The sequence below is a fragment of the Mesorhizobium sp. B2-4-17 genome (genome assembly GCF_006441275.1).
In the GTDB taxonomy this organism is placed as follows: Bacteria; Pseudomonadota; Alphaproteobacteria; order Rhizobiales; family Rhizobiaceae; genus Mesorhizobium.
The window spans coordinates 35,812-58,113 of record NZ_VFUX01000027.1 but is presented as its reverse complement, the minus strand read 5'-3'; the positions used below and the strand labels follow the sequence as shown (position 1 = coordinate 58,113).

Here is a 22,302-nt window from a genome sequence, read left to right as displayed (position 1 = left end):
ACCTCACCAAGACCCTGGGCAGGCCAGGGCAAGAATAGAGGCGTCACCACGGGGGCGGCGCCTCCAGGTGCCGGTCGGTTCCTAGTCGGAATTGCCGATGATGGTGGCGAACTTCGCCGTGGCGTCGTCGGCTGTCATGGTGTCGTCGGCGAAGAACTGCGCGACGAGCTCATTGAGCTGCTGGTTGGTGTTCTCGGTGATGAACCTATTGGTCGCGGTGACGATCTTGGCCGGATCTTCCACTGCTTTCAGCGCCTTCTGCATGCACGGATCGGCCGTCGACATGTCGACGTCGCCGCGCACGGGCATGGAACCCTTGGCATTGTTGAACGCGACCTGGACCTCCGGGCTGATGAGCAGGGCCGCAAGTCGCTTCTGCGCCGCCTCGACATCAGCATTGCCCTGCTTGAAGAACACGATGATGTCGCCGTCGGTGCTGACAACCGGCTTGTCCTCGTTGAGGCCAATCATGCAGCCGAAATCCTTGACACCGGTCATGCCGGCGGCCGCGAATTCGCCGCGCGCCCAGTCGCCCATCACTTGAAGCCCGGCCTTGCCGGTGATCAGCAAGTTGGTGGTGTCGTTCCAGTTGCGGTTGGCGTAGCCGTTGTCGGTGAACTGCTTCAGCGCCCTCAGCTGCGTGAACACGCTTTTCATCTCGGGACCGCCGGCAATTTCGGCACTCTTCTTGGTATACATCTCGTCGCGCTTGGCGACACCGAGAGCCTCGGTAACCATGTCTTGGAAAAGCAACTGGATCTGCCAGCCATTGCCGTCGCCGCCGATAGCGAAGGGAATGAAGCCTGCCTCCTTGATCTTCGGCGCGGCCGCGATGAAATCAGCCATGTTCTTCGGCTCCGGCACGCCCGCTTTCGCGAATACCGGCTTGGAGTACCAGGCCCAGTAATTCGAGTGGATGTTGACCGGGACGCACCACCAGTGGCCGTTAACGAGACAGGCGCTGCCGATCGCTTTCGGGCGAATGACCTCGTCCCATTTGCCGGCGGTCGCGACATCGGTGAGGTCGAGCAGCTTGCCGCCTGAAATCAATTCCTCGTACTGCCGGCCGGGATTGAACTGAGCCGCACCGGGCGGGTCGCCGCCGAGCACGCGCTGCATGACGGTCGAGCGGGCCGTCTCGCCCAGAGCAATGGCGCTGTCCACCCACTTGTCGCCGTGGCCGTCGTTGTCGAAGGCCTTTGCGAACTGCGAGACCGCCGCCGACTCGCCCTTCGACGTCCACCAGTGAATTACTTCCAGGTTGGCCGCGGCCGCGGCCCCGGCAAAATCGAACGCCACCGTCGCCGCGAACGCAGCGGTCAGGACTTTGTATCGCATTTCGGTTTCCTCCCAGAATCTGAAACGTTACAGATTTTCGATAGGGCAATTGCGCTGATGACGCAACCCCAGGCACGAAGCCCGCCGGACATTTTTTCGGGCCACGAATAAAATGGGGCCAGCCATCGAGCTGCTGTGCGTCGCAATATGAGCTATCGCAGCGCAAAACAGCCAAATTGCCCACGAGGGTCTGCAACAGGCTTACAAGGGGTGACGCTTTGCCCTTGGATTCCCAAGGGAATTCAGGTTCGAGCGTTCACCTTCAAATACGCCTGTCGGCGAACGAGATTGGCAATCTGTAACGTTTCAGTATATTGGCACCCCTGACCGGGCCTGAAGTCACGCCGCGCCGCTAATCGCGGCGATTGCGGACCCGGTGTGCGGCTGCTATGCGGCTCACGGGCGGGATGAATGAACAGACGGCGCACGAACAAGAACGATGATACGTCGGCGCAGGGGCGTCCGACGCTGAAGACGCTTGCCTTCATGACCGGGCTTGGCGTCACCACCGTCTCGCGGGCGTTGAAGGACGCTCCCGAGATTGGCGCCGAGACGAGGCGTCGCGTGCAGCTCGTGGCCAAGCAGATCGGCTATCGCCCAAACCGCGCCGGAGTGCGCCTGCGCACCGGCAAGACCAACGTCATCAGCCTTGTGCTCAACACCGAGCATGAGCTGATGAGCTTCGTCTCTGACATCATCTATGGCGTCACGGAAGTCATCGCCGGTACGCCTTACCATCTGATCGTCACGCCCTACTCGCGCTTGCAGGATCCGCTTGATCCGGTCCGCTATCTCGTGGAGACGGGCTCCGCCGATGGCGTCATCATTTCACGCACACAGCCGAACGATCCAAGGGCCCGCTACTTGCTGGAGCACGGCATCCCCTTCGCAACGCACGGCCGCACCGACATGGGGCTGGTGCACCCCTTTCATGATTTCGACAATTACGCCTTCGCGACCGAGGCGGTGCGCCATCTCGCCGGCATGGGCCGACGTCGGCTCGCTCTGGTGGCGCCTCCGGTCGGTCTGACCTATCACCGCCACACGGTGAACGGTTTTGCCGACGCGCTGAGCGAGGTCGGCGCCTTGGAAGTGCCGTTCAGCACGGTTTCCATCGACCACTCGATCGAGCAGATCAGGACCAGGACCGCACAGTTGATGCGGCGCGATATCAGACCGGACGGCATCGTCAGCAGTGCCGCCGCCGCGACGCTCGCTATCGTGGCCGGCATAGAGGACGCCGGGCTGAAGCTCGGCCGCGACGTCGACGTGGTATCGAAGCAGTCGTCCGAGCTGCTGCACCTGTTCCGGCATGAATTGCTGGTCGTCAACGAAGACTTCCGGCTCGCCGGCTCCGAGCTTGCCCGCGCGGTGCTCGGCTGGATCGGCGGCGCCGCACCCGGCTCGCTGCAGAGCCTGAGCGGACCGAAGGGGGTTGTGGCCTATGGCGGTTAGCCAGGCGCTGGTCTAGCCGGCAGCGCCGCTGCCCCACGGTCCATGGAAGGCGCCCTGCTCGCCGATGCGCTCGAAGCCATGCGCGCCGAAGAAGTCGCGCTGCGCCTGGATCAGGTTGGAAGTGCCGCGGCCCTGGCGGTAGCTGTCGAAATAGGTAAGTGCGGAAGACAGCGCCGGCACTGGCGAACCGGCCTCCGAGGCCCGCGCCACCACGCGGCGCAGCGACGGATGCGCTTCCTTCATCATGGCGATGAAGGCCGGCGCCATCAAAAGGTTGGTCGAAGCGCCGCCGCTGCCGAAAGCCTCGGCCATCGTGTCCAGCATCTGCGAGCGGATGATGCAGCCGGCACGCCAGATCTTGGCGATGGTCGGCATCGGCAAGTTCCAGTTGAATTCCTTCGAGGCGCCGCTCATCACCGCGAAGCCTTGCGCATAGGCGGCGATCTTGCCGGCGAACAGCGCTAGTTCGAGGTCTTTCAGCAGCGCGTCCTTGTCGCCGGAAATCTTCGTCACGCCGATATCGCCATAGGCCTTTTCGGCCGCCAACCGCTCGTCCTTGAGCGACGACAGAACGCGCGCCGCCACCGCCGCCTCGATCGCGGTCGCTGGAATGCCGAGTTGCTGCGCCTCGATGACAGACCATTTGCCGGTGCCCTTCTGGCCAGCGCGGTCGAGAATGATGTCGACCACCGGCTTGCCGGTCTTTGGGTCGTCGGCGGCCAGCACCTTTGCGGTGATCTCGATCAGATAGGAGTTGAGCCGGCCCTTGTTCCAGTTGGCGAACACCGTGCCGATCTCCTTCGGCCCCATGCTGAGGCCGTCTCGCAGGACGCCGTAGATTTCGGCGATCATCTGCATGTCGGCATATTCGATGCCGTTATGGATGGTCTTGACGAAATGCCCGGCGCCGTCGGTGCCGAGCCAGGCGGCGCAGGGCTCATCCCTGAACTTGGCGGAGATGGCGGTCAGCACTTTCTCGACACGCTTCCAGGAGTCCTCCGTGCCGCCGACCATGATCGACGGTCCGTGGCGCGCGCCCTCCTCACCGCCGGACACGCCCATGCCGATGAAGGTGAGGCCAGAGCCGGACAGGTCCGAGAAGCGCCGCATCGTGTCGCGGAAATTGGCATTGCCGGCGTCGATGACGATGTCGTTGTTGGACAGCACACCGCGCAGGGCCTCGATCTGTTCGTCGACCGGCTTGCCGGCCAGCACCATGATAATGATCGGGCGCGGCGGCCGGATCGCCGCGGCGAGTTCCTCCAGGCTGTAGCAGGGAACGATCATATCCCTGAGCGCACCGGCATTCTCGACGAAGGCGTCCGTGCGTGCCTTGGTGCGGTTGAAGACGGCGATGCGGTGCCCATGCTCGGCAATATTGAGCGCCAGGTTGGAACCCATCGTGCCAAGGCCGATCAGGCCGATTTCGGCTTTTTCCATCGTTTCTTCCCTGCTTTCGGATCGTCTGTCGAGCCGCGATTTGCGGGCGACGACCGTTCTCCCCAGAATGATTGACGGGCCTTCAGGCCGCCGTCAACCGCCTCGCCGATTTGTGTTCCCAGCAGGACGCGTTGCCACAGGATAGTAGGGCCGCCTCGCGAGCGGCCAAATGGAGGAATTCCAGGAAAGTGTTTGGGGCCATTCGTCCACGATTGCTCGAAACACGGAGATTATCATGGCTTGATGTCCGCCGGCGCTTCGATCTTCACCATCTCGAAATCCGAGACCCGGATGTCGAGGCGCACCGTCCAGCGACCGGGCACCGGAATGACGAACTTGTCGACACGCCAGCTGCCGTCGCCTGGTTTGGTCGCCGCGCGCTTCAGCGGTTCGATACCGGAATCGAGTTTCGACAGCACCAGCGTCACATCCCTGGCATCGAGTGGCCCGAAATCGCCGGTCATGATGATCATCGAGGCGGCGACCGGCCCCGCATGACCCGGCGTGATGGAGAGATCGGCCATCGCCTGCAGCGCATGGATGTGGATTGAGACCGGCTGTGCCGCCGCGATCGCCAGGGCCCGTGGCGGCGACGTGAAGCGCCAGCCCGCGGCAACGCCGAAGATCGCCAGCACGATCAGCAATTCGACGCCGATCGAGCGGGTGAGCCTGCGTTGCACCTCCGTTGAGCCCGCCTCGGCCGAGGCGGTGAGTTTCCAGCGATTGACCGCGGCGAGCGTGAACAGGAAGACCAGCAGCGCGAGCTTGACCAGCAGCAGCCGGCCATAGGCGGTGCCGATCAGCGCCGGGGGCGTCTGCACCTGAATAATGGCGAGGACGACGCCGGCCGCGGCAAGCACGGCCACGACAGGCAGGATCGACCATGAGAAGCGGCGCAGGAAGCGACTGCGCCGGCCGTTTGGCGCCTCAGCGCGAGACCGAGCGGCACCAGTGCGCCGGCCCAGAAAGCAATGCCGGCGCCATGGACGAACACCGACGGCCGTGTCAGCCATTGCGGCTCGGCCGCACTGGCATGGCCGCTGGCCGCGAGCGCGAGACCAACGCCAGCCAGACCGGCAAGGGCAAATGGCTTGGCCAACACACGCGGTCCAGCCAGCGACAGCAGGCCCAGCCCCAGCGCGATCAGGGCGATCAGCACCGTCCAGCCGAAGCTGGTGCCGAGCCCAGTCCGCCAGATTATCGGTTGTGCCAGCTGAGAGAGCGGCGCCTCCAGCGCATCGAGCCCCTGAAAACCAAGTGACAGGGGTGCCGCCACCAGCCCGCACAGGATCGCGGCTGTGACAAAGCGCTGACCGGCGCGATCATCGCCGGCCAGCCAGGCAAGGGCGAAGCCGCCGCCGACGCCAAGGAAAAGGCCGATGTAGAGAAACACCTTACCGATCCAGATCGCCGATCGTTGCGGCCAGTCGACCGCCTCGGACACGACGGGTGGTTCGCTCGGCGCGCCGATGGAAAACAAGAGCGAGCCGCCGACCGGATGCCCGTCGGCGGATATGACACGCCAGCTCAGCACATGTGTGCCGGACTTCAGCGCCCGCGGATTGTCGATCTCGACCGTCTGGTCGCTGAGGCGGAAGGATGTCAGCGGCATCGGCGTGCCGTCAGGTTTCACCAGCGTCAGCACCAGCGGCGAAACCGGCTCGCTGAAAGTCAGTAAGAACCGCGCCGGAGCCTGCGCCAGCACGGCACCGTCGGCCGGTTCAGTCTTGATCAACGCGGCATGGGCAAAGGCCTGGCTCGTCGAAACCATGACGATAAACGCCATGACCACGCAGAGCAGACCGCCGGCTGCCCAGCCGGCGCCCTTGCTGATCACAGCGGCCCTCTGAAGTGGGAATATCGCGTTCATGTCGTCGCCACCGAACTGGCGGCGCGCCCTGCGGACCGAGCGCGCCGCCAGGAGATCATTTCTTCGGCGTGAGCTTGATGCCGGGCGCCGGATTCTCCAGCGCGTCTTCATCCTGCCCTGCCGCCGGAATCTCGATCCAGCGCTCGGCGGCGCCGTCGCATTCCTGCACCACCGGGAAGTAGAGTTTCTGGTTGACGGGCAGATCAGCCGTCAGCGTCGCGCGGAAGACGAACTCGTCATAGAATTCATCCGGCAGGCTGCCGCCGCTCCAGTCGACTTCCTTGACCCCGTCGGTCACCGCCTGACCATAGAGCTGGTAGGATTTTTCATATTTGCCCTTCTTGGTCTGTAGCGTCCAACTCGGCTTCGGCATTGGCTTCACCGCGATCACCCCTTCCGGGATCTGCACGCGTACGGCGGTCGTGGCGTTGCCGTCGCAACCATGCGGCACCCGCAGCACGGCTTTGTAGGTCGAGCCGACCGCCGCTTCCTGGGTTTCGAGCGTTATGTGCGCGGAAGCGGCATTTGTCCCCAGCACGAGAAGCGTGCCGGCCGCCAAAAGATATTTGTTCATGATGGTCCCTCTGATTTCAAAATTCTGGAATAGGCTGATCAATGGGCGTGATCGTCCATGCCGCCCATCTCGCCCATGCCTTCGACAGCGAACTCGACATTGACCGTGCCGGCCTTCTCGAAGGTCAGCGTGGCGGCAAATTTTTCGCCCTGCTTGGGTTGCCGCTTCAGACCGATGAACATCAGGTGATAGCCGCCGGGCGCTAGTGCGACCTTGCCGCCGGCGGGGATCTCCAGGCTACCGGAAACCGGCCGCATGGTCATGACGCCGTCCTTGACGCCCATCTCATGCAGTTCGGCCTTTTCCGAGACATCGGAGGAAATCGACAGCAGCCGGTCCGGCGCGCTGCCTTTGTTGGTGATGGTGAAGTAGCCTCCGGCCACCTTGGCGCCGGCCGGCGTTGCGCGCGACCAGGGATGCTCGATCTCGAGATCGCCGATCTTGAACTCATGCGCCAGGACAGTCTGGGCGCCGACGAACGACAGGACAAGAGCCAGCGCGGCAATGCCGAGACGCTCCTGAAGGTAAGACAATATGCGGCCGAACATAGGGCGCGCCATAGGGGAATGATGGGACATGGTTGCTCCATGAAGTGATGATCGCGCCGTTGCCGGTCGCGAGCGTTTTGATCTTTGGACGGGCGCCCGCGAAAGGTTTCGCCGGGCAAGCAGGCTCAGGCCGCCAGCGGCGGCGCGCGCGGATTCGACGGCGAGCGCTCGCGCGCGAAGTCGAGATGAATGCTCGCCGGGAAGACGAAGGCGACCGTTTCAAAGGAAAGGCTGGCCAGTGCCAGCCCGGCATCGGGCGGCGGCGCGAAAGCCGACGAAAGCATGCTGCAGCCGAGCGTACAGCAGGCCGGCAGATGGGACGGGTGCTCGTCACCATCAGGAAGCTGGGTGGCGCCATCGTGGGTGCAGATGACATTGCCGAAAGCGTCGAACTGCGTGGCATTCGGGCCGGCGACGAAGGCAAACGCACCGAGCGTCGACTGGAGCAGCAGCAGATAGGCCGCGACAAGCGCGACCGGCATGCTCCACCGTCTCCCCCGGCTGTTCAAAAGATTTGCCTCTTCAAGCGACTGGACGATACCTATCACGGGGCCGCCGAGTGGAAAAACGCAAAATTCGATGCTGCGGCAACGCGGCGCGATCAGGATTTTTGCGACCGGCTTTCCGGGATCGACGTCAGCAATGTCTGACGTGCCGACTTCAGGTGCTTGCGGCAGGCGGCGTCGACCTTGCCGAGATCGCGCGATTTGAGCGCCTCGATATAGGCAAGATGCTCGCCGACCGCGACTTCGTTGCGCTCGCGTTCCTGCGCCTTGTTCCACTGATAGTGATAATGGAAGATCATGGCGATGACATCGTAGAAATCGACGATGAAGCGGTTGTGCGAGGCACGATGGATGAGCCGATGGAAGCGTTCGTCCAGCTCCGAAAACGCGTTGAAGCGCGTGGCGATCTCGTCTGCCAGTTGGCGATGTTCGTCCTCCAGGCGGTCGAGATCGGCCCAGACAGGGCTGTCCTGCGGCAGGGCGGCGAAAGCGGCCGCCGAGCGCAGCTCGAACATTTCGCGGATTTCGGTCAGTTCGAGCGCGAAGGCGCGGGTAAAACCCTTCAGCACCCAATGGCTGTTGCGGCGCTTCTCGATCAGGCCGAAGCGGGAGAAGCGGATCAGGAACTCGCGCACGCTGGTGGTGCCGACGCCGATCTCGCGCGCCAGTTCGAGCTCGTTGATCTGCATGCCGGCCTCGGCGCCGTCGGCGAGCAGCCGCCGCATGAAGGACCGCTCGATGATCTCGGCCAGCGTGTCGGTCTCTTCCTCCGGGAAGAAATCATCGGGACGCGGGTCGCGCAGCACCGTCTTGGCGCGCTTGTTCCAGGCGATCAGCCCGGTTTCCTCCATGCGTGAAAGGATGCTGCGCACCGTCGTGCGGCTGACGCCGAGCAGCGCGCCGAGTTCCGGTTCCGACGGCAGGCTGCGTGTCTCGTCAAGTAGCCTGAGGCAGCGGTTGTAGGCGTCCTTGTAGACGTTGTTGCTCTTCGACATCCCCTGACCCATCGATGCTGGCGCTTGCGGCGGCCGGCTTGAAGCGCAATATGACGTTCCCATGACCCTGAAAAGCGGAATCGCTTTTGCTGGAGTCGGTTCATTGTTTGCAGCGCCACCACTTGCGCGGGGCACGCGGAACTGCTCGCGAAAAAACAATTGACGCAAAACTGTTTTTTCACGATAAAAGACATTAACTCTTAACAGGCGCGTGTCAATGCGCGCATCCCAGGATCACCCAGGAAGCCGCCCGTGAACGTCTCGAACACCATTCTTCTGTCTCCCGCCGACAATGTCGCCGTTGCCAATGGCCGCATCGAGATCGGCACAGCGCTGCCGGGCGGCGCGCTTGCCACCGCCGTCATCGAACCCGGCCATAAGGTGGCGATCAAGGCCATTCCGGCCGGCTCGGCGGTGGTCAAATACGCCCAGGCGATCGGCCGCGCCACGATAGACATCGCGCCCGGCGAACATGTCCACTCGCACAATCTGGTTTTCGAGGCCGGCCGTCTGCCGGTGGTGCCGCCGAGCGAGGCCGAGCACGCGACCGAGGCCGACCGCGCCCGCACCTTCATGGGTTACCGCCGCGCCGACGGGCGCGCCGGCACACGCAACTTCATCGGCATCATCGCCAGCGTTAATTGCTCGGCCACCGTCTGTCATTCCATCGCCGACACTGCCAACCGGACCTTGCTGCCGAAATATCCCGGCATCGACGGCTTCGTGCCCATCGTCCACGGCCAGGGCTGCGGCATGAGCGGCACAGGCGACGGCATGATGGTGCTGCACCGCACGCTCGCGGGCTATGCCCGCCACCCGAATTTCGGTGGCGTGCTGATGGTCGGTCTCGGCTGCGAGGTCAACCAGTTGACCCTCTACGGCCAGAAGGGCGCCGCCGCCGGCAAGCGCCACTTCAACATCCAGGATGCCGGCGGGTCGCGCAAATCGGTGGAAAAGGCGATGGGCGTATTGGCCGAGATCGCCGAGGAAGTGGGCCAACTGAAGCGCGAGCCGATCCCGGTCAGCGAGATCGTCGTCGGCCTGCAGTGCGGCGGCTCCGACGGCATGTCAGGCATCACGGCCAACCCGGCGCTGGGTGCGGCCGTCGACATCCTGGCCGGCGTCGGCGGCATCGGCATCCTCTCCGAGACGACGGAAATCTATGGCGCCGAACATCTGCTCGCCTATCGCGCGGCGACGCCCGAGATCGCCAGCAAGCTCGATGGCTACGTGAAATGGTGGGAAGACCATGTCGCCAAGCATGGCGCCTCGATCGACAACAATCCCTCGCCCGGCAACAAGCGCGGCGGCCTCACCACGATCCTGGAAAAATCGCTGGGCGCGGTCGCCAAGGGCGGCCAGACGCCACTCAACGGCGTGTTCGGCTATGCCGAGAAGGTCACCGGCAACGGATTGGTGTTCATGGACACGCCCGGCTACGACCCGGTCTCGGCCACCGGCCAGGTCGCGGGCGGCGCCAATGTCATCGTCTTCACCACCGGCCGCGGTTCCTGCTTCGGCTGCCGGCCGACACCGTCGATCAAGGTCGCCACCAACTCGACCATGTATCACCAAATGGAAGAGGACATGGACGTCAATTGCGGCGTCATCGCCTCGGGCGAAAAGACCATCGCCGGCATGGGCCGCGAGATCTTCGAACTGATCGTCGAGACGGCTTCCGGCCGCAAGACCAAGAGCGAGGATTTTGGCTACGGCGATAACGAGTTCGTGCCCTGGCACCTCGGCGCGACGCTCTAGCTCTTTGCATTGGCGCAATTCCGGAACGGCGACGAACTTTTCCCGGAATTGCTCTGGATGATATCTTGGTTCCGCGCAATGGAGGAGGTTGTGCATGGAAAAACGCCGCATCGGCCGGACGCCGCTCGAGGTCACCGAGGTCAGCTTCGGCGGCGCCGCTATCGGCGGCCTCTACCGCGCCTGTTCGCGCGAGGCGGCGATGGAGACGCTGCAAGGCGCCTGGGATGCGGGCCTGCGCTATTTCGACACCGCGCCCTTCTACGGTTTCGGCCTGTCGGAACGGCGCTTCGGCGATTTCCTGCGCTACAAGCCGCGCGATTCCTATGTCTTGTCCACCAAGGTCGGCCGCCTGTTCCGCCCGGTCCCTGAAGACCAGGTTCCCGACCACTCCTATGTCGATCCCTTGCCCTTCGCGCTGGACTATGACTATTCCTATGACGGCATCATGCGGTCGGTCGACTTCAGCTACGCGCGGCTCGGCCTGAACAGAATAGATATCCTCTACGTACATGACATTGGCGTCTACACGCATGGCGGCGAGAAGACCAAGCTGCACTTTCGCCAGTTGATGGATAGTGGGCTCAAGGCACTCGAGGAGTTGAAACGGGCCGGCACCATTTCCGCCTATGGACTCGGCGTCAACGAGGTCCAGATCTGCCTTGACGTGATGCGCCGGGCGCCGCTCGACTGCATCCTGCTCGCCAGCCGTTACTCCTTGCTCGACCGCAGCGCGGAAGCCGAACTGCTGCCGCTGTGCCGGGCGCAGCAGACGTCGCTGGTCATAGGCGGTGTCTTCAATTCCGGCATATTGGCGACCGGACCGGTGCAAGGCGCGCATTTCGACTACCAGCCCGCCAGCCGCGACGTGCTCGACCGGGTCGACGCCATGGAGGAAATCGCCGACGAAGGCGGTTATCCGCTGGCTGCTGCCGCGTTCCAGTTTCCCCTCCACGAGCCAGCAGTCGCCACCGTGCTGACCGGCACCGCCAAGCTGGCGAACCTGACACGCAACCTCGAACTGCTCGATATCGACGTGCCGGAGACGGAATACGCCAAATATCGTCCCTACACGGTGGTACAGAAACTGGCGTGAGCGGCCACCCCGACAGACCGAAGGGAGGTTTCACTGCACAAATCCGTCAGCCACAAATAAGAATGAACATTCCATATTGACTAAGATATGGAATTACCGTTCCATACATCGACGGAGCGGAACGGGAGCGTTTTGATGGCGCCAAGGAGCGTGGCGTGTGAATATGTCAGTGCCCGCCATGGGAACGAGGCGTGAAACACCGCTTGCGTCGGCCGGATCGATGCATTATCAAAACAGGGCAATTGTTTTTTATTGATAAAGTTCCGTTTGGGCCGCGCCTATCCGAACTGAACTTCCGTGACGTTTCACCGGGCGACTAGGGAGGAAATACCTATGAACTTCGTGACCAGCATTCTCAATCGCCGCGCGGTGGTGGCGCTCGCAGCCGCCTCCATGCTCGCCGGCATGATGCACTCGGCTCCGGCTTCGGCGGCTGACGTGACCATTCCGATCATCGTCAAGGACACCACGTCCTTCTACTGGCAGATCGTTCTGGCCGGTGCCCGCAAGGCCGGCAAGGATCTCGGCGTCAACGTGCCGGAACTCGGCGCCCAGGCCGAAACCGACGTCAACGGCCAGATCTCCATCCTTGAGAATGCCGTCGCCGGCAACCCGGCCGCCGTCGTCATCGCGCCGACGGAAGCCAAGGCGCTCGGCAAGCCGATCGACGAAGCCGCCGCCAAGGTCAAGATCATCGGCATCGACTCCAGCGCCGACTCCAAGGCCTTCACCTCGTTCCTCACCACTGACAACGTGCAGGGCGGCCGCGTCGCGGCCGACGGTCTTGCAGCGGCCATCGGCGCCGCCAATGGCGGCAAGGTCGAGGGCAAGGTTGCCCTGATCACCGCGCTCCCCGGGGCCGGCTCGCTCGAGCAGCGCGCCCAGGGCTTCAAGGAAGAGCTCAAAGCCAAGTACCCCGGCCTTGAACTCATTGCTGACAAATATGCCGACGGCCAAGCCACCACCGGCCTCAACATCGCGACCGACCTGATCACCGCCAATCCGGACCTGAAGGGCATCTTCGCGTCCAACCTGATCATGGCGCAGGGCGTCGGCCAGGCGGTCGCCGAGAACAAGCTTGCCGGCAAGGTCGCGCTGATCGGTTTCGACAGCGACGAGAAGCTGATCAAGTTCCTGAATGACGGCGTCATTTCCGGCCTCGTCGTCCAGGATCCCTACCGGATGGGCTATGACGGCATCAAGACCGCGCTTGCCGCGTCCAAGGGAGAGAAGGTCGAGGCCAATGTCGACACCGGCGCCAATCTGGTCACCAAGGCCAACATGAAGGAACCCAAGATCGACGCGCTGCTCAATCCGAAGCTCAACTGAGCATCAGCACGGAAACATGGTTTCCGGGGCCCCGGCCCCGGAAACCAACGTATATCGCTTGGAAATCCGCCGCCTTGAGCTAGGCTGCTCCGGCGAGAGTTCCAAAGCCTCGCAGCGCGCCAAATCGTGAGGCCAATCTGGGAGGCCAGTCTGGGAGGATTGTCATGACATCGACCGCGCAAGACCTGCACCCTGCCCCCGTGCTGGAGCCCGGCAGGACGATCCTGGAACTGCGCGGCCTCGAGAAGAAATATCCGGGCACCCACGCGCTGAAGCCGGTCAACCTCGCCTTCAAGTCGGGCGAGATCCACGCCATCGTCGGCGAGAATGGTGCCGGCAAATCCACCCTGATCAAGCTGCTGACCGGCGTCATGCCGCGCACCTCCGGCGAGGTGATCTGGGAAGGCAAGCCGGCGGCGCTCGCGACCCCGCACGAGGCGATGGGGCTGGGCATCAACGCCGTCCACCAGGAGGTCGTGCTCTGCCGTCACCTGACCGTCGCCGCCAATATGTTCCTCGGCGAGGAGAATTCGCGCTTCGGCATCCTGCAGCAGCGCGCCATGGTCAAGGAAGCGCAGAAGATCATCGACGGTCTCGGCTTCGACCTGCCCGCGCATGTCACTCTTGGCGACCTCACTATCGGGCAGCAACAGCTGATCGCCGCCGCCCGCGCCACCGTGCGCGGCACCAAATTCCTGATCTTCGACGAGCCGACCGCTTATCTGACCCGCAAGGAGGCCGACCAGCTCTTCACCCTGATCCGCCGGCTGAAATCCGAGGGCGTGACCATCATCTATATCAGCCACCGCATGGAGGAAGTCTTCGAACTGGCCGATCGCGTCTCCGTGCTGCGCGACGGCACGCTGGTCGGCACCAGGAACATCAGTGAGACCAACGACGCCGAACTGGTCAAGCTGATGATCAACCGCTCGATCGAACAGATCTACCACAAGGAGCATTTCACGCCGGGCGCCGCGATCATCGAGGCCAGGAACCTCTCGGGCAAGGGCTTCGAGAACGTCTCGATGACAGTCCGCGCCGGCGAGATCGTCGGGCTCTACGGCCTGATCGGCGCCGGACGCAGTGAATTCGTCACCACGCTCTACGGCCGCCACCGCAAATCGGCCGGCCAGATCCTGTGGGGGGGCAAGGACGTCCAGATCAATTCCGAGCATGATGCCATCAAGCTCGGCATGGCGCTGGCGCCGGAAAGCCGCCGCGACCAGGGCCTCTGCCTCAACCTGCCGGTCGGCCTCAACCTCAACCTGCCGATCTACAAGCGCATCTCCAACAATCTCTTGATCTCCGGCGCCCAGGAAAAGACCCAGGCCGACCGCCAGATCGCCGATCTCAGGATCAAGACGCCGACACGCAATGCATTGGCCTCCAGCCTGTCGGGCGGTAACCAGCAGAAGATCGTCATCGGCAAGTGGCTGGCCCATGGCGCCAAGTTGTTCATCTTCGACGAGCCGACGGTCGGCGTCGACGTCGGCACCAAGGCCGAGATCTACCGCCTGTTCAGCGCGCTCCTGTCGAAAGGCGCCGGCATCATCCTGATCTCGTCCTATTTGCCGGAGGTCTATGAACTGGCCGACACACTGCACGTGTTCCGCCGCGGCAAGCTGGTGGCGACGCATGGGTTTCGAACCGCCGATCACGAGGACATTCTCACACAGGCGCTCGCCGAGAAACAAGAAAAGCTGGGAGGAAAGATATGAGCACCGAGGCGATTCCTGCCGAAAAACCGAAGCGCAACTATAACGCCCTGTTCGGGTTGACGCTGCTGGCGCTGCTGGTGCTACTCTGGGTCATCCTGTCGCTGGCGACATCGAGCTTCGCCTCGGCCAACAACATCTCGAATCTTTTGCGTCAGGGCTCGATGATCGCCATCCTGGCTGTCGGCCAGACCTTCGTCATCATCACCGGCGGCATCGATCTGTCCGTCGGCGCCGTGGTCGGCTTCGCCACCGTCATTGCGGCAATGCTGATCAATGCCGGCGTCCCGGTTTTTCTCGCCATCCTGCTCACCCTGCTGGTCGGCGTCGCCATCGGCCTCTTCCATGGCTTTGGCATCGTCAAGATGGGCCTCCCGCCCTTCATCATCACGCTGGCGACGCTAACGTCGCTGCGGGGCATCGGCCTTCTGATGACCAATGGCAATTCGATCTCGATCAACAATGATGCCTTCCAGGAATTCTCGCGCAATTCCTTCCTCGGCATCCCCAATCTGTTCTGGATGGTTCTCCTGGTCGGCATTCCCGCCTATGTCTTCCTGCATCACAGCCGCTGGGGCCGTTATCTCTTTTCGGTCGGCTCGAATGCCGAGGCCTCGCGCCTGTCCGGCGTCAATGTCCAGCGCACCATCTTCATGGCCTACACGCTGTCGGGTCTCTGCGCGGCGTTCGTCGGCGTGCTGCTCGCGTCGCGCATCGGCATCGGCAATCCGACCCAGGCCGAGGGCTGGGAACTGCAGGCGATCGCCTCGTCGGTGATCGGCGGCACCTCGCTGTTCGGCGCCGTCGGCTCGGTGCACGGCCCACTGCTCGGCGCCTTCATCTTGGCCACCATCAACAACGGCGCCAACCTGCTCAACGTCAACGCCTTCTGGCAACGTGTCATCACCGGCGTGCTGATCATCGTCATCGTCTATTTCGACGGTCTGCGCCGCCGCGGTGGCAAGTAGTCACGAACCGAAAATCGATCGCCGGTCCGGTATCGAGACGGGCCGGCGTTTTCGTAAACCGACTGGACTGAAACATGAGAGCCGTCGTCTGCCGCTCACCCGGCGACCTTGTCCTGGAAGACCACCCCGCGCCCGGCTCGCCACCTCCCGGCTGGGCGCTGGTGGCGGTCAGCCATGTCGGCATCTGCGGCACCGACTACCATATCTTCGAGGGTAAGCACCCCTTCCTCGCCTACCCCCGCATCATGGGCCACGAGGTGTCGGGGACGATCGTCGAGACCGGTGAGGGCGTCGATCTGGCCATTGGCGAACCGGTGGTCATCAACCCCTATCTGTCCTGCGGCAAGTGCATCGCCTGCCGGCATGGCAAGCCGAACTGCTGTGTGCGGATCGAAGTGCTCGGCGTCCATCGTGACGGCGCCATGTGCGACCAGATCCTGGTGCCGGCGCAAAACCTCTACCCGGCCAACGGCCTGTCGCTCGCCGACGCCGCCGCCGTGGAGTTCCTGGCCATCGGCGCGCATGCCGTGCGTCGCTCGCGCGCCGATCCCGGCGCCCGCACGCTGGTCATCGGCGCCGGCCCGATCGGGCTTGGTACCGCCATCTTCGCCCGGATCGCCGGGCTCGATGTGACGCTGCTCGACATGGCCAGCGAAAGATTGAATTTTGCCGCGAACGAACTCGGCTTCCCGATCCTCGATGGATCACGCGGCGCGGCATCCGATCTGGTCAGGGAGGCGACGTCAGGCGAAGGGTTCGACGTGGTCTTCGACGCCACCGGCAACACCCAGTCGGTGCAATCGGCCTTCGCCCATGTCGCGCATGGCGGCACGCTGGTGCTGGTCAGCGTCGTCAAGGATGACATCAGCTTTTCCGACCCGGAGTTCCACAAGCGGGAGATGACGCTGATCGGCAGCCGCAACGCGTTGCGCGCCGACTTCGAGCATGTCGCCGCTTCGATCCGCAGCGGCGCCGTGCCGTTGGCCAAGCTGATTACCAACCGGACGACATTGGCCGATACGCCGCCCGATCTCGCCCGCTGGGCACATGAAAAATCCGGCCTGATCAAGGCCGTGATCGAGGTCGGATAAGATATCCGTTCCAACACGAGATTCGGCCGATCGTTGAGTAGGGACCTTGGCAGATCGCTGCCTTGGCAACTGGCCGAAACACCTATCGCTTCGTCATCCTATGGCGGAGCAAGGAGCGGAGCGACGCGGCGCAGACCATGGGATCCATGCCGCGACCTCGAAGCGTTGCCTCAGTCCGGAACGCTGCGCCCCTCGACCGAGATCGCGGCATGGATCCTTGGGTCTCCGCGACGGAGCTGCGCTCCTGCTTCGCCCAAGGATGACGACGTTGGGGCTAGAGCAAATTCCAGGAAAAGTGTGAAACGGTTTTCCGTCCGGAGTTACGTAAAAACAATAAGTTAGAGCAGTTCACCGTTTCTGTGAAACGGTGAACTGCTCTAGTTGATCACCGACAACTTCAACTCGACCCGCTCTGCCGGAAAGCGCGACTCCGAAAACTGGATCGGTTGGCCGTCGGGCGTGACGTTGACGGCGACCGTGACCAGCACGATGGCGCCGGGCTGCAGGTCGAGGTCGGCAAGGTCGGCCGCATCGGCATGGCGCGCCGACAGCACGGTCGATTGCCGGAGATAATCATCTATTCCGAAACGCGCCAGCGACGCCGTGACCGATCCTGTCTCAGCCATGGCCTTGTCGATACCGGCAAAGCGCCTGGCATCGAACCAGCCGGCGGCGCGTGACACCGGCCGGCCGTCGGCTTCACCGCGCGTCTCCAGCCTTACCACCTCCGCCCCTTTGGCCAACCCAAGACCCTCGGCGACACGCTGGCTGGCGGACTCGACCGATGAGGAGAGCAACACGATGTGCCGTTCAGACGTCTGCCCTTGCAGGCCGGTGGAAAAGCGCGTGCGCGCGCCGATCGGATAGGAGAGCCGCTTGCGCGACAGCACGAAAGTGCCGCGTCCCTGCTCGGCCCGCAAAATCCCTTCCTGGACAAGGGCCGATATGGCGCTGCGAACGGTATGGCGGTTGACACCGTAGCGTTCGGCCAGCGCCACCTCGGGCGGCAGCGCGGCATTCTCGGCGAAATCGCCGATGGCGATCGATTGCAGAATCTTGTCGGCGATCTGGCGCCATAACGAAACGCCGCTGCGTCGCTCTATGCTGTCGGCCATTTGCTGCCCGATCATCCCCTGGCCCCACCCTCTCAATCTTGTCATCCACCCGTCATGGACTCACGCTAGATAAAGGGTATAATTTGTATAGTCGTCTATATCAATAGACAAATTTAACAGCAAGGAAAACAGGCGATGCGAGGACAGGAAGCCCGCGACCAGGCCGAGCGGAAGGCCGCCATGGCGACGCTGGCGCAATCGAGCGGCGACGACATCGTCCGGCTCTGGAACGAGGCCGGCCTGCCTTCGCAAGCCGAGCTGCTGCGCGGTCCCGAAACCGGCCTGGTGACGCTGCGCGGCCGCATCGGCGGCGGCGGTGCGCCATTCAATGTCGGTGAAGCGACCGTCACCCGAGCCACTGTCCGGCTGCCGTCCGGACAGGTCGGCCATTGCTACGCGCTTGGCCGCGACAAGCAGAAGGCGAAGCTGGCGGCCATCGCCGATGCGCTGTGGCAGGACCCCGCCCACCGCACCGTGGTCGAGACCAGGCTGATCGCGCCTTTGCGGACTGCGCTCGCCACTGCCCATGAAAAGCGCCGCGCCGAGACGGCGGCAACGAAGGTGGATTTCTTCACCATGGTTCGCGGAGAAGACTGATGGACATCGCAGCCCAATCGATCGAGGGCGGATTCGCCGATCCGGTCTTCAACGCGCAGACCGTTTTCCGAGCGATCATGGACGCGATGGCGCGGCCGGGCAGCGTGCAACCCTTGCCGGTCCTTGCCCGGCCGCCGGCGCCGCTTTCGGCAACCGCCGGTGCCATCGCGCTGGCGCTCTGCGACAGCGATACGCCGCTCTGGCTCGACCCTGCCCTGCACGCCTCCGCGGCGGTCATCTCCTGGCTTGGCTTCCACACTGGCGCGCCGCTGGCCAACACGCCCGCCGACGCGCATTTCGCCTTTGTCGCCACGCCCGCCGAGATGATGGCGCTCGACGGTTTTTCGCAGGGCACGCAGGATTATCCCGACCGCTCGACGACCCTGATCCTGCAGGTCAGCGACCTCGGTTCGGGCGTCCCGCTGCGGCTCGAAGGCCCCGGCATCGAGACCAGCGCCACGATCGCGCCGGCGCAGATGCCGCGTCATTTCATCGAGCAGTGGAAGCAGAATACCAAGCGCTTTCCGCGTGGCGTCGACATCATCCTCGCCGCCGCCGACGGCATAGCTTGCCTGCCGCGCACGACGCGCATCAAGACGATGGAGGCGTAAGATGTATGTCGCGGTAAAGGGCGGCGAAGCCGCAATCGCCAATGCCCACAGCCTGCTTGCCGATCGCCGGCGCGGCGACCGTTCGGTGCCGGCGCTGCGCCTCGACCAGATCGTCGAGCAGCTGGCGCTGGGAGTCGACCGGGTGATGAGCGAAGGCTCGCTCTATGACCGTGAACTCGCCGCGCTCGCCATCGCACAGGCACGCGGCGACATGATCGAGGCGATCTTCCTGGTGCGCGCCTATCGCACCACGCTGCCGCGCTTCGGCTACAGCAAGCCGATCGACACCGGCACAATGCTGGTCGAGCGGCGCGTCTCGGCGACCTACAAGGACCTTCCCGGCGGACAGTTGCTCGGCCCGACTTTCGACTACACGCACCGCCTGCTCGATCCCGGGCTGGCCGCAGGCGCCGATGTCGCCGAACCCTTGCGGCGCGACACGGAAGTGCAGCCCATGCCGCGCGTCTCGGCCATCCTCGCCCGCGAAGGCCTGATCGAACCGGATGGCGAGATGCCGCAGGACCATGTCCCCGGCGACATCACCCGCGAGCCGCTGGAATTTCCGATGGCGCGCGATATCCGCCTGCAGGCGCTGTCGCGCGGCGATGAGGGCTTTCTGCTGGCGCTCGGCTATTCCACCCAGCGCGGCTATGCCCGCAACCATCCCTTCGTCGGCGAGATCCGCATCGGCGAGGTCGAGCTGGAGCTTGACGTTCCCGAACTGCCCTTTGCCGTGCCGCTTGGCACGGTGCGGGTCACCGAATGCCAGATGGTCAACCAGTTCAAGGGCTCGGCCAAGGCGCCACCGCAATTCACCCGCGGCTACGGTCTCGTCTTCGGCCAGAGCGAGCGTAAGGCGATGGCCATGGCGCTCTGCGACCGGGCACTGCGTGCCTCCGAACTCGGCGAGGATATCGTTGCCGCCGCGCAGGACGAGGAGTTCGTCATCTCGCATTCCGACAATGTCCAGGCGACCGGCTTCGTCGAGCATCTGAAGCTGCCGCACTATGTCGACTTCCAGGCCGAGCTCGACCTCGTACGCCGCATGCGCGCCGAGTATGAGGCCCGCGAAACCCCCACGAAGGCGGAAGAGAAAAGGGAGGCCGCGGAATGATCGACGGCCTGTCACACATGACCTTCATCGTGCGCAATCTCGGCCGGATGACCAGGATTCTCGAGGGCGTGTTCGATGCGCGCGAGGTCTATGCCAGCGATGCCGAACAGTTCTCGCTGTCGCGCGAAAAATTCTTCCTGATCGGCGACATCTGGATCGCCATCATGGAAGGCGAGCCGCTGCCGGAGCGCAGCTACAATCACGTCGCCTTCAAGATCGATGACGCCGATTTCGACCGCTATGCCGAGCGCGTCGGCAAGCTCGGGCTTGAGATGCGCCCGCCGCGCCCACGCGTCGAGGGTGAGGGCCGCTCGATCTATTTCTACGACGACGACAACCACATGTTCGAACTGCACACCGGGACGCTGAACCAGCGGCTGGCGCGCTATGCCAAAGGACTGGAAGTCTCAGCATGACCGACATCGCCAGCTACAACTTCGCCTATCTCGACGAACAGACCAAGCGGATGATCCGCCGCGCGATCCTGAAGGGCATCGCCATCCCCGGCTACCAGGTGCCGTTCGCCTCGCGAGAAATGCCGATGCCTTACGGCTGGGGCACCGGCGGCGTCCAGGTCACCGCTTCGATCATCGGACCGGACGATGTGCTGAAGGTCATCGACCAGGGCGCCGACGACACCACCAATGCCGTCTCGATCCGCGCCTTCTTCAAGAAGGTCGCCAATGTCGCGGTGACCACCGATACGGCCAGCGCCACCATCATCCAGACCCGCCACCGCATCCCCGAACATCCGCTGAGTGCAGGCCAGGTTCTGGTCTACCAGGTGCCGATTCCTGAACCCCTGCGGTTCCTCGAACCGCGCGAAACCGAGACGCGGAAAATGCATGCGCTGGAGGAATACGGCCTCATGCATGTGAAGCTCTATGAGGACATCGCCAAACACGGCCGCATCGCCACCACCTATGCCTATCCGGTCAAGGTCGAGGGCCGCTATGTGATGGATCCCTCGCCGACGCCGAAATTCGACAACCCGAAAATGCATCGCTCGCCGGCCCTGCAGCTGTTCGGCGCCGGCCGCGAAAAGCGCATCTACGCGGTGCCGCCCTTCACCGACGTGGTCAGCCTCGACTTCGAGGACCATCCGTTCGAGATACAGACCTTCGACCAGCCCTGCGCGCTGTGCGGGGCCGAGAATGTCTATCTCGACGAGGTCATCCTCGACGACCATGGCGGCCACATGTTCGTTTGCTCCGACACCGACCATTGCGAGAAGCGGCGCGAAGACGGCCATCGCGGTCATCTTGCCCCCGAAAGCCTTCTTGCCTCGGAAAAAATGGAGGCGGCACAATGACCGACGAACCGCTGCTCCGCGTCTCGGCGCTTTCCAAATTCTATGGCTCGCGCGTCGGCTGCGACAACGTTTCGTTCGACCTGTGGCCGGGCGAGGTTCTGGCTGTCGTCGGCGAGTCCGGTTCCGGCAAGACGACGCTGCTCAACTGCCTGTCGACGCGGCTTTTGCCTTCCTCCGGCACCGCCAGCTATCGTATGCGCGACGGCCAGTTCCGCGAGCTCTACCGCATGAGCGAGGCCGAGCGCCGATTCCTGATGCGCACCGACTGGGGCTTTGTCCATCAGAACCCGGCCGACGGCCTGCGCATGACGGTGTCGGCCGGCGCCAATGTCGGCGAACGGCTGATGGCCGTGGGCGACCGGCACTACGGCAAGATCCGCGCCACCGCCGTCGACTGGCTGTCGCGAGTCGAGATCGAGGAAGACCGCATCGACGACGAACCGCGCGCCTTTTCCGGCGGCATGCGCCAGCGCCTGCAAATCGCCCGCAACCTCGTCACCGGCCCACGCCTGGTGTTCATGGATGAGCCGACCGGCGGCCTCGATGTTTCCGTGCAGGCGCGCCTGCTTGATCTCTTGCGCGGGCTCGTCACCGATCTTGGCCTGGCCGCCATCGTCGTCACCCACGACCTCGCCGTGGCTCGGCTGCTGTCGCAGCGGATGATGGTGATGAAGGACGGCCGCGTCGTCGAAAGCGGCCTCACCGACCGCGTGCTCGACGACCCGCGCGCGCCCTACACCCAGCTTCTCGTTTCCTCGATTCTGCAGGTTTGATCATGCTCGCTCCGGCGTACCTCCCTCTGGCCTGCCGGCCATCTCCCCCTCAAGGGGGGAGATCAGCGGCTCTTTTGCCTCGCTCATTCTGCAACGTTGA

20 protein-coding genes and 1 pseudogene are annotated in these 22,302 nt (G+C 63.7%); 13 read left to right on the top strand and 8 right to left on the bottom strand.

Annotation, left to right across the window (positions count from 1 at the left end; translation table 11 throughout):
- Positions 1-81 precede the first annotated feature (81 nt).
- A complete protein-coding gene (locus FJ548_RS21275; protein WP_140778879.1) occupies positions 82-1,338 on the bottom strand; it encodes an ABC transporter substrate-binding protein in 1,257 nt (418 codons plus the stop codon).
- 411 nt (positions 1,339-1,749) lie between these two features.
- Between FJ548_RS21275 and FJ548_RS21270 the strand changes: the two genes are divergently transcribed.
- On the top strand, positions 1,750-2,793 hold the full coding sequence (locus FJ548_RS21270; RefSeq protein ID WP_140778878.1) for a LacI family transcriptional regulator: 1,044 nt from the start codon (positions 1,750-1,752) through the stop codon (positions 2,791-2,793).
- A gap of 12 nt (positions 2,794-2,805) precedes the next feature.
- On the opposite strand, the gene gndA is transcribed toward FJ548_RS21270, so the two are convergent.
- The 6 genes and pseudogenes from gndA to FJ548_RS21240 all read right to left on the bottom strand — a co-directional run bounded on the left by gndA (position 2,806) and on the right by FJ548_RS21240 (position 8,726).
- Positions 2,806-4,233, bottom strand: a complete 1,428-nt coding sequence (gene gndA, locus FJ548_RS21265; protein ID WP_140778877.1) for an NADP-dependent phosphogluconate dehydrogenase — start codon at positions 4,231-4,233, stop codon at positions 2,806-2,808.
- A 233-nt stretch (positions 4,234-4,466) separates the two neighbouring features.
- Positions 4,467-6,019: pseudogene (locus FJ548_RS21260) on the bottom strand (copper resistance CopC/CopD family protein).
- A gap of 139 nt (positions 6,020-6,158) precedes the next feature.
- Positions 6,159-6,677: a YcnI family protein gene (locus tag FJ548_RS21255; protein WP_140778876.1), complete on the bottom strand. Its 519-nt coding sequence runs from the start codon at positions 6,675-6,677 to the stop codon at positions 6,159-6,161.
- A gap of 38 nt (positions 6,678-6,715) precedes the next feature.
- Positions 6,716-7,255, bottom strand: coding sequence for a copper chaperone PCu(A)C (locus tag FJ548_RS21250; RefSeq protein WP_140609258.1), 540 nt, complete (start codon positions 7,253-7,255; stop codon positions 6,716-6,718).
- A 95-nt stretch (positions 7,256-7,350) separates the two neighbouring features.
- A complete protein-coding gene (locus FJ548_RS21245) occupies positions 7,351-7,707 on the bottom strand; it encodes a DUF2946 family protein (protein ID WP_140609260.1) in 357 nt (118 codons plus the stop codon).
- A gap of 119 nt (positions 7,708-7,826) precedes the next feature.
- On the bottom strand, positions 7,827-8,726 hold the full coding sequence (locus tag FJ548_RS21240) for a GntR family transcriptional regulator (protein ID WP_140609262.1): 900 nt from the start codon (positions 8,724-8,726) through the stop codon (positions 7,827-7,829).
- A 252-nt stretch (positions 8,727-8,978) separates the two neighbouring features.
- Between FJ548_RS21240 and FJ548_RS21235 the strand changes: the two genes are divergently transcribed.
- The 6 genes from FJ548_RS21235 (at position 8,979) to FJ548_RS21210 (ending at position 16,680) form a co-directional block, all read left to right on the top strand.
- A complete protein-coding gene (locus FJ548_RS21235) occupies positions 8,979-10,484 on the top strand; it encodes an altronate dehydratase family protein (RefSeq protein WP_140778875.1) in 1,506 nt (501 codons plus the stop codon).
- Between the two features lie 94 nt (positions 10,485-10,578).
- Entirely contained in the window at positions 10,579-11,577 is a 999-nt protein-coding gene (locus FJ548_RS21230) for an aldo/keto reductase (protein ID WP_140778874.1), read from the top strand.
- 333 nt (positions 11,578-11,910) lie between these two features.
- The gene (locus FJ548_RS21225) at positions 11,911-12,906 is read left to right on the top strand and encodes an ABC transporter substrate-binding protein (protein ID WP_140609268.1); all 996 of its coding nucleotides are present in this window, start codon (positions 11,911-11,913) and stop codon (positions 12,904-12,906) included.
- A 164-nt stretch (positions 12,907-13,070) separates the two neighbouring features.
- A complete protein-coding gene (locus FJ548_RS21220; protein WP_140778873.1) occupies positions 13,071-14,624 on the top strand; it encodes a sugar ABC transporter ATP-binding protein in 1,554 nt (517 codons plus the stop codon).
- Complete coding sequence (locus FJ548_RS21215) at positions 14,621-15,589, top strand: ABC transporter permease (protein WP_140695436.1); 969 nt, start codon at positions 14,621-14,623, stop codon at positions 15,587-15,589. Before FJ548_RS21220 ends, FJ548_RS21215 begins: the two co-directional genes overlap by 4 nt.
- A gap of 74 nt (positions 15,590-15,663) precedes the next feature.
- Positions 15,664-16,680, top strand: a complete 1,017-nt coding sequence (locus FJ548_RS21210; protein ID WP_140778872.1) for a zinc-binding alcohol dehydrogenase family protein — start codon at positions 15,664-15,666, stop codon at positions 16,678-16,680.
- A 377-nt stretch (positions 16,681-17,057) separates the two neighbouring features.
- Here the strand turns inward: FJ548_RS21210 and phnF are convergent, their stop codons facing one another.
- Positions 17,058-17,810, bottom strand: a complete 753-nt coding sequence (gene phnF, locus FJ548_RS21205) for a phosphonate metabolism transcriptional regulator PhnF (RefSeq protein ID WP_140609276.1) — start codon at positions 17,808-17,810, stop codon at positions 17,058-17,060.
- A gap of 120 nt (positions 17,811-17,930) precedes the next feature.
- On the opposite strand from phnF, the gene phnG reads away from it, so the two are divergent.
- From phnG to phnK, 6 genes are read left to right on the top strand one after another with little or no spacing between them, the layout of a single operon-like run.
- Positions 17,931-18,392, top strand: coding sequence for a phosphonate C-P lyase system protein PhnG (phnG, locus tag FJ548_RS21200; protein ID WP_140609278.1), 462 nt, complete (start codon positions 17,931-17,933; stop codon positions 18,390-18,392).
- Positions 18,392-19,003, top strand: a complete 612-nt coding sequence (gene phnH, locus FJ548_RS21195; RefSeq protein ID WP_140609280.1) for a phosphonate C-P lyase system protein PhnH — start codon at positions 18,392-18,394, stop codon at positions 19,001-19,003. Before phnG ends, phnH begins: the two co-directional genes overlap by 1 nt.
- Position 19,004: 1 nt before the next feature.
- A complete protein-coding gene (locus tag FJ548_RS21190; protein ID WP_140609282.1) occupies positions 19,005-20,117 on the top strand; it encodes a carbon-phosphorus lyase complex subunit PhnI in 1,113 nt (370 codons plus the stop codon).
- Entirely contained in the window at positions 20,114-20,533 is a 420-nt protein-coding gene (gene fosX, locus FJ548_RS21185) for a FosX/FosE/FosI family fosfomycin resistance hydrolase (protein ID WP_140609284.1), read from the top strand. The genes FJ548_RS21190 and fosX overlap by 4 nt, the downstream gene beginning before the upstream one ends.
- The gene (locus FJ548_RS21180; RefSeq protein ID WP_140609286.1) at positions 20,530-21,429 is read left to right on the top strand and encodes an alpha-D-ribose 1-methylphosphonate 5-phosphate C-P-lyase PhnJ; all 900 of its coding nucleotides are present in this window, start codon (positions 20,530-20,532) and stop codon (positions 21,427-21,429) included. The genes fosX and FJ548_RS21180 overlap by 4 nt, the downstream gene beginning before the upstream one ends.
- On the top strand, positions 21,426-22,202 hold the full coding sequence (gene phnK, locus FJ548_RS21175) for a phosphonate C-P lyase system protein PhnK (protein WP_015315654.1): 777 nt from the start codon (positions 21,426-21,428) through the stop codon (positions 22,200-22,202). Before FJ548_RS21180 ends, phnK begins: the two co-directional genes overlap by 4 nt.
- Positions 22,203-22,302 lie beyond the last annotated feature (100 nt).

Excerpts from the sequence above, each read along its gene's own strand:
- FJ548_RS21275 (WP_140778879.1), bottom strand. The coding sequence starts at position 1,338 with ATGCGATACAAAGTCCTGACCGCTGCGTTCGCGGCGACGGTGGCGTTC.
- FJ548_RS21270 (WP_140778878.1), top strand. The coding sequence starts at position 1,750 with ATGAACAGACGGCGCACGAACAAGAACGATGATACGTCGGCGCAGGGG.
- gndA (WP_140778877.1), bottom strand. The coding sequence starts at position 4,233 with ATGGAAAAAGCCGAAATCGGCCTGATCGGCCTTGGCACGATGGGTTCC.
- FJ548_RS21255 (WP_140778876.1), bottom strand. The coding sequence starts at position 6,677 with ATGAACAAATATCTTTTGGCGGCCGGCACGCTTCTCGTGCTGGGGACA.
- FJ548_RS21250 (WP_140609258.1), bottom strand. The coding sequence starts at position 7,255 with ATGTCCCATCATTCCCCTATGGCGCGCCCTATGTTCGGCCGCATATTG.
- FJ548_RS21245 (WP_140609260.1), bottom strand. The coding sequence starts at position 7,707 with ATGCCGGTCGCGCTTGTCGCGGCCTATCTGCTGCTGCTCCAGTCGACG.
- FJ548_RS21240 (WP_140609262.1), bottom strand. The coding sequence starts at position 8,726 with ATGTCGAAGAGCAACAACGTCTACAAGGACGCCTACAACCGCTGCCTC.
- FJ548_RS21230 (WP_140778874.1), top strand. The coding sequence starts at position 10,579 with ATGGAAAAACGCCGCATCGGCCGGACGCCGCTCGAGGTCACCGAGGTC.
- FJ548_RS21225 (WP_140609268.1), top strand. The coding sequence starts at position 11,911 with ATGAACTTCGTGACCAGCATTCTCAATCGCCGCGCGGTGGTGGCGCTC.
- FJ548_RS21220 (WP_140778873.1), top strand. The coding sequence starts at position 13,071 with ATGACATCGACCGCGCAAGACCTGCACCCTGCCCCCGTGCTGGAGCCC.
- FJ548_RS21215 (WP_140695436.1), top strand. The coding sequence starts at position 14,621 with ATGAGCACCGAGGCGATTCCTGCCGAAAAACCGAAGCGCAACTATAAC.
- FJ548_RS21210 (WP_140778872.1), top strand. The coding sequence starts at position 15,664 with ATGAGAGCCGTCGTCTGCCGCTCACCCGGCGACCTTGTCCTGGAAGAC.
- phnF (WP_140609276.1), bottom strand. The coding sequence starts at position 17,810 with ATGATCGGGCAGCAAATGGCCGACAGCATAGAGCGACGCAGCGGCGTT.
- phnG (WP_140609278.1), top strand. The coding sequence starts at position 17,931 with ATGCGAGGACAGGAAGCCCGCGACCAGGCCGAGCGGAAGGCCGCCATG.
- phnH (WP_140609280.1), top strand. The coding sequence starts at position 18,392 with ATGGACATCGCAGCCCAATCGATCGAGGGCGGATTCGCCGATCCGGTC.
- FJ548_RS21190 (WP_140609282.1), top strand. The coding sequence starts at position 19,005 with ATGTATGTCGCGGTAAAGGGCGGCGAAGCCGCAATCGCCAATGCCCAC.
- fosX (WP_140609284.1), top strand. The coding sequence starts at position 20,114 with ATGATCGACGGCCTGTCACACATGACCTTCATCGTGCGCAATCTCGGC.
- FJ548_RS21180 (WP_140609286.1), top strand. The coding sequence starts at position 20,530 with ATGACCGACATCGCCAGCTACAACTTCGCCTATCTCGACGAACAGACC.
- phnK (WP_015315654.1), top strand. The coding sequence starts at position 21,426 with ATGACCGACGAACCGCTGCTCCGCGTCTCGGCGCTTTCCAAATTCTAT.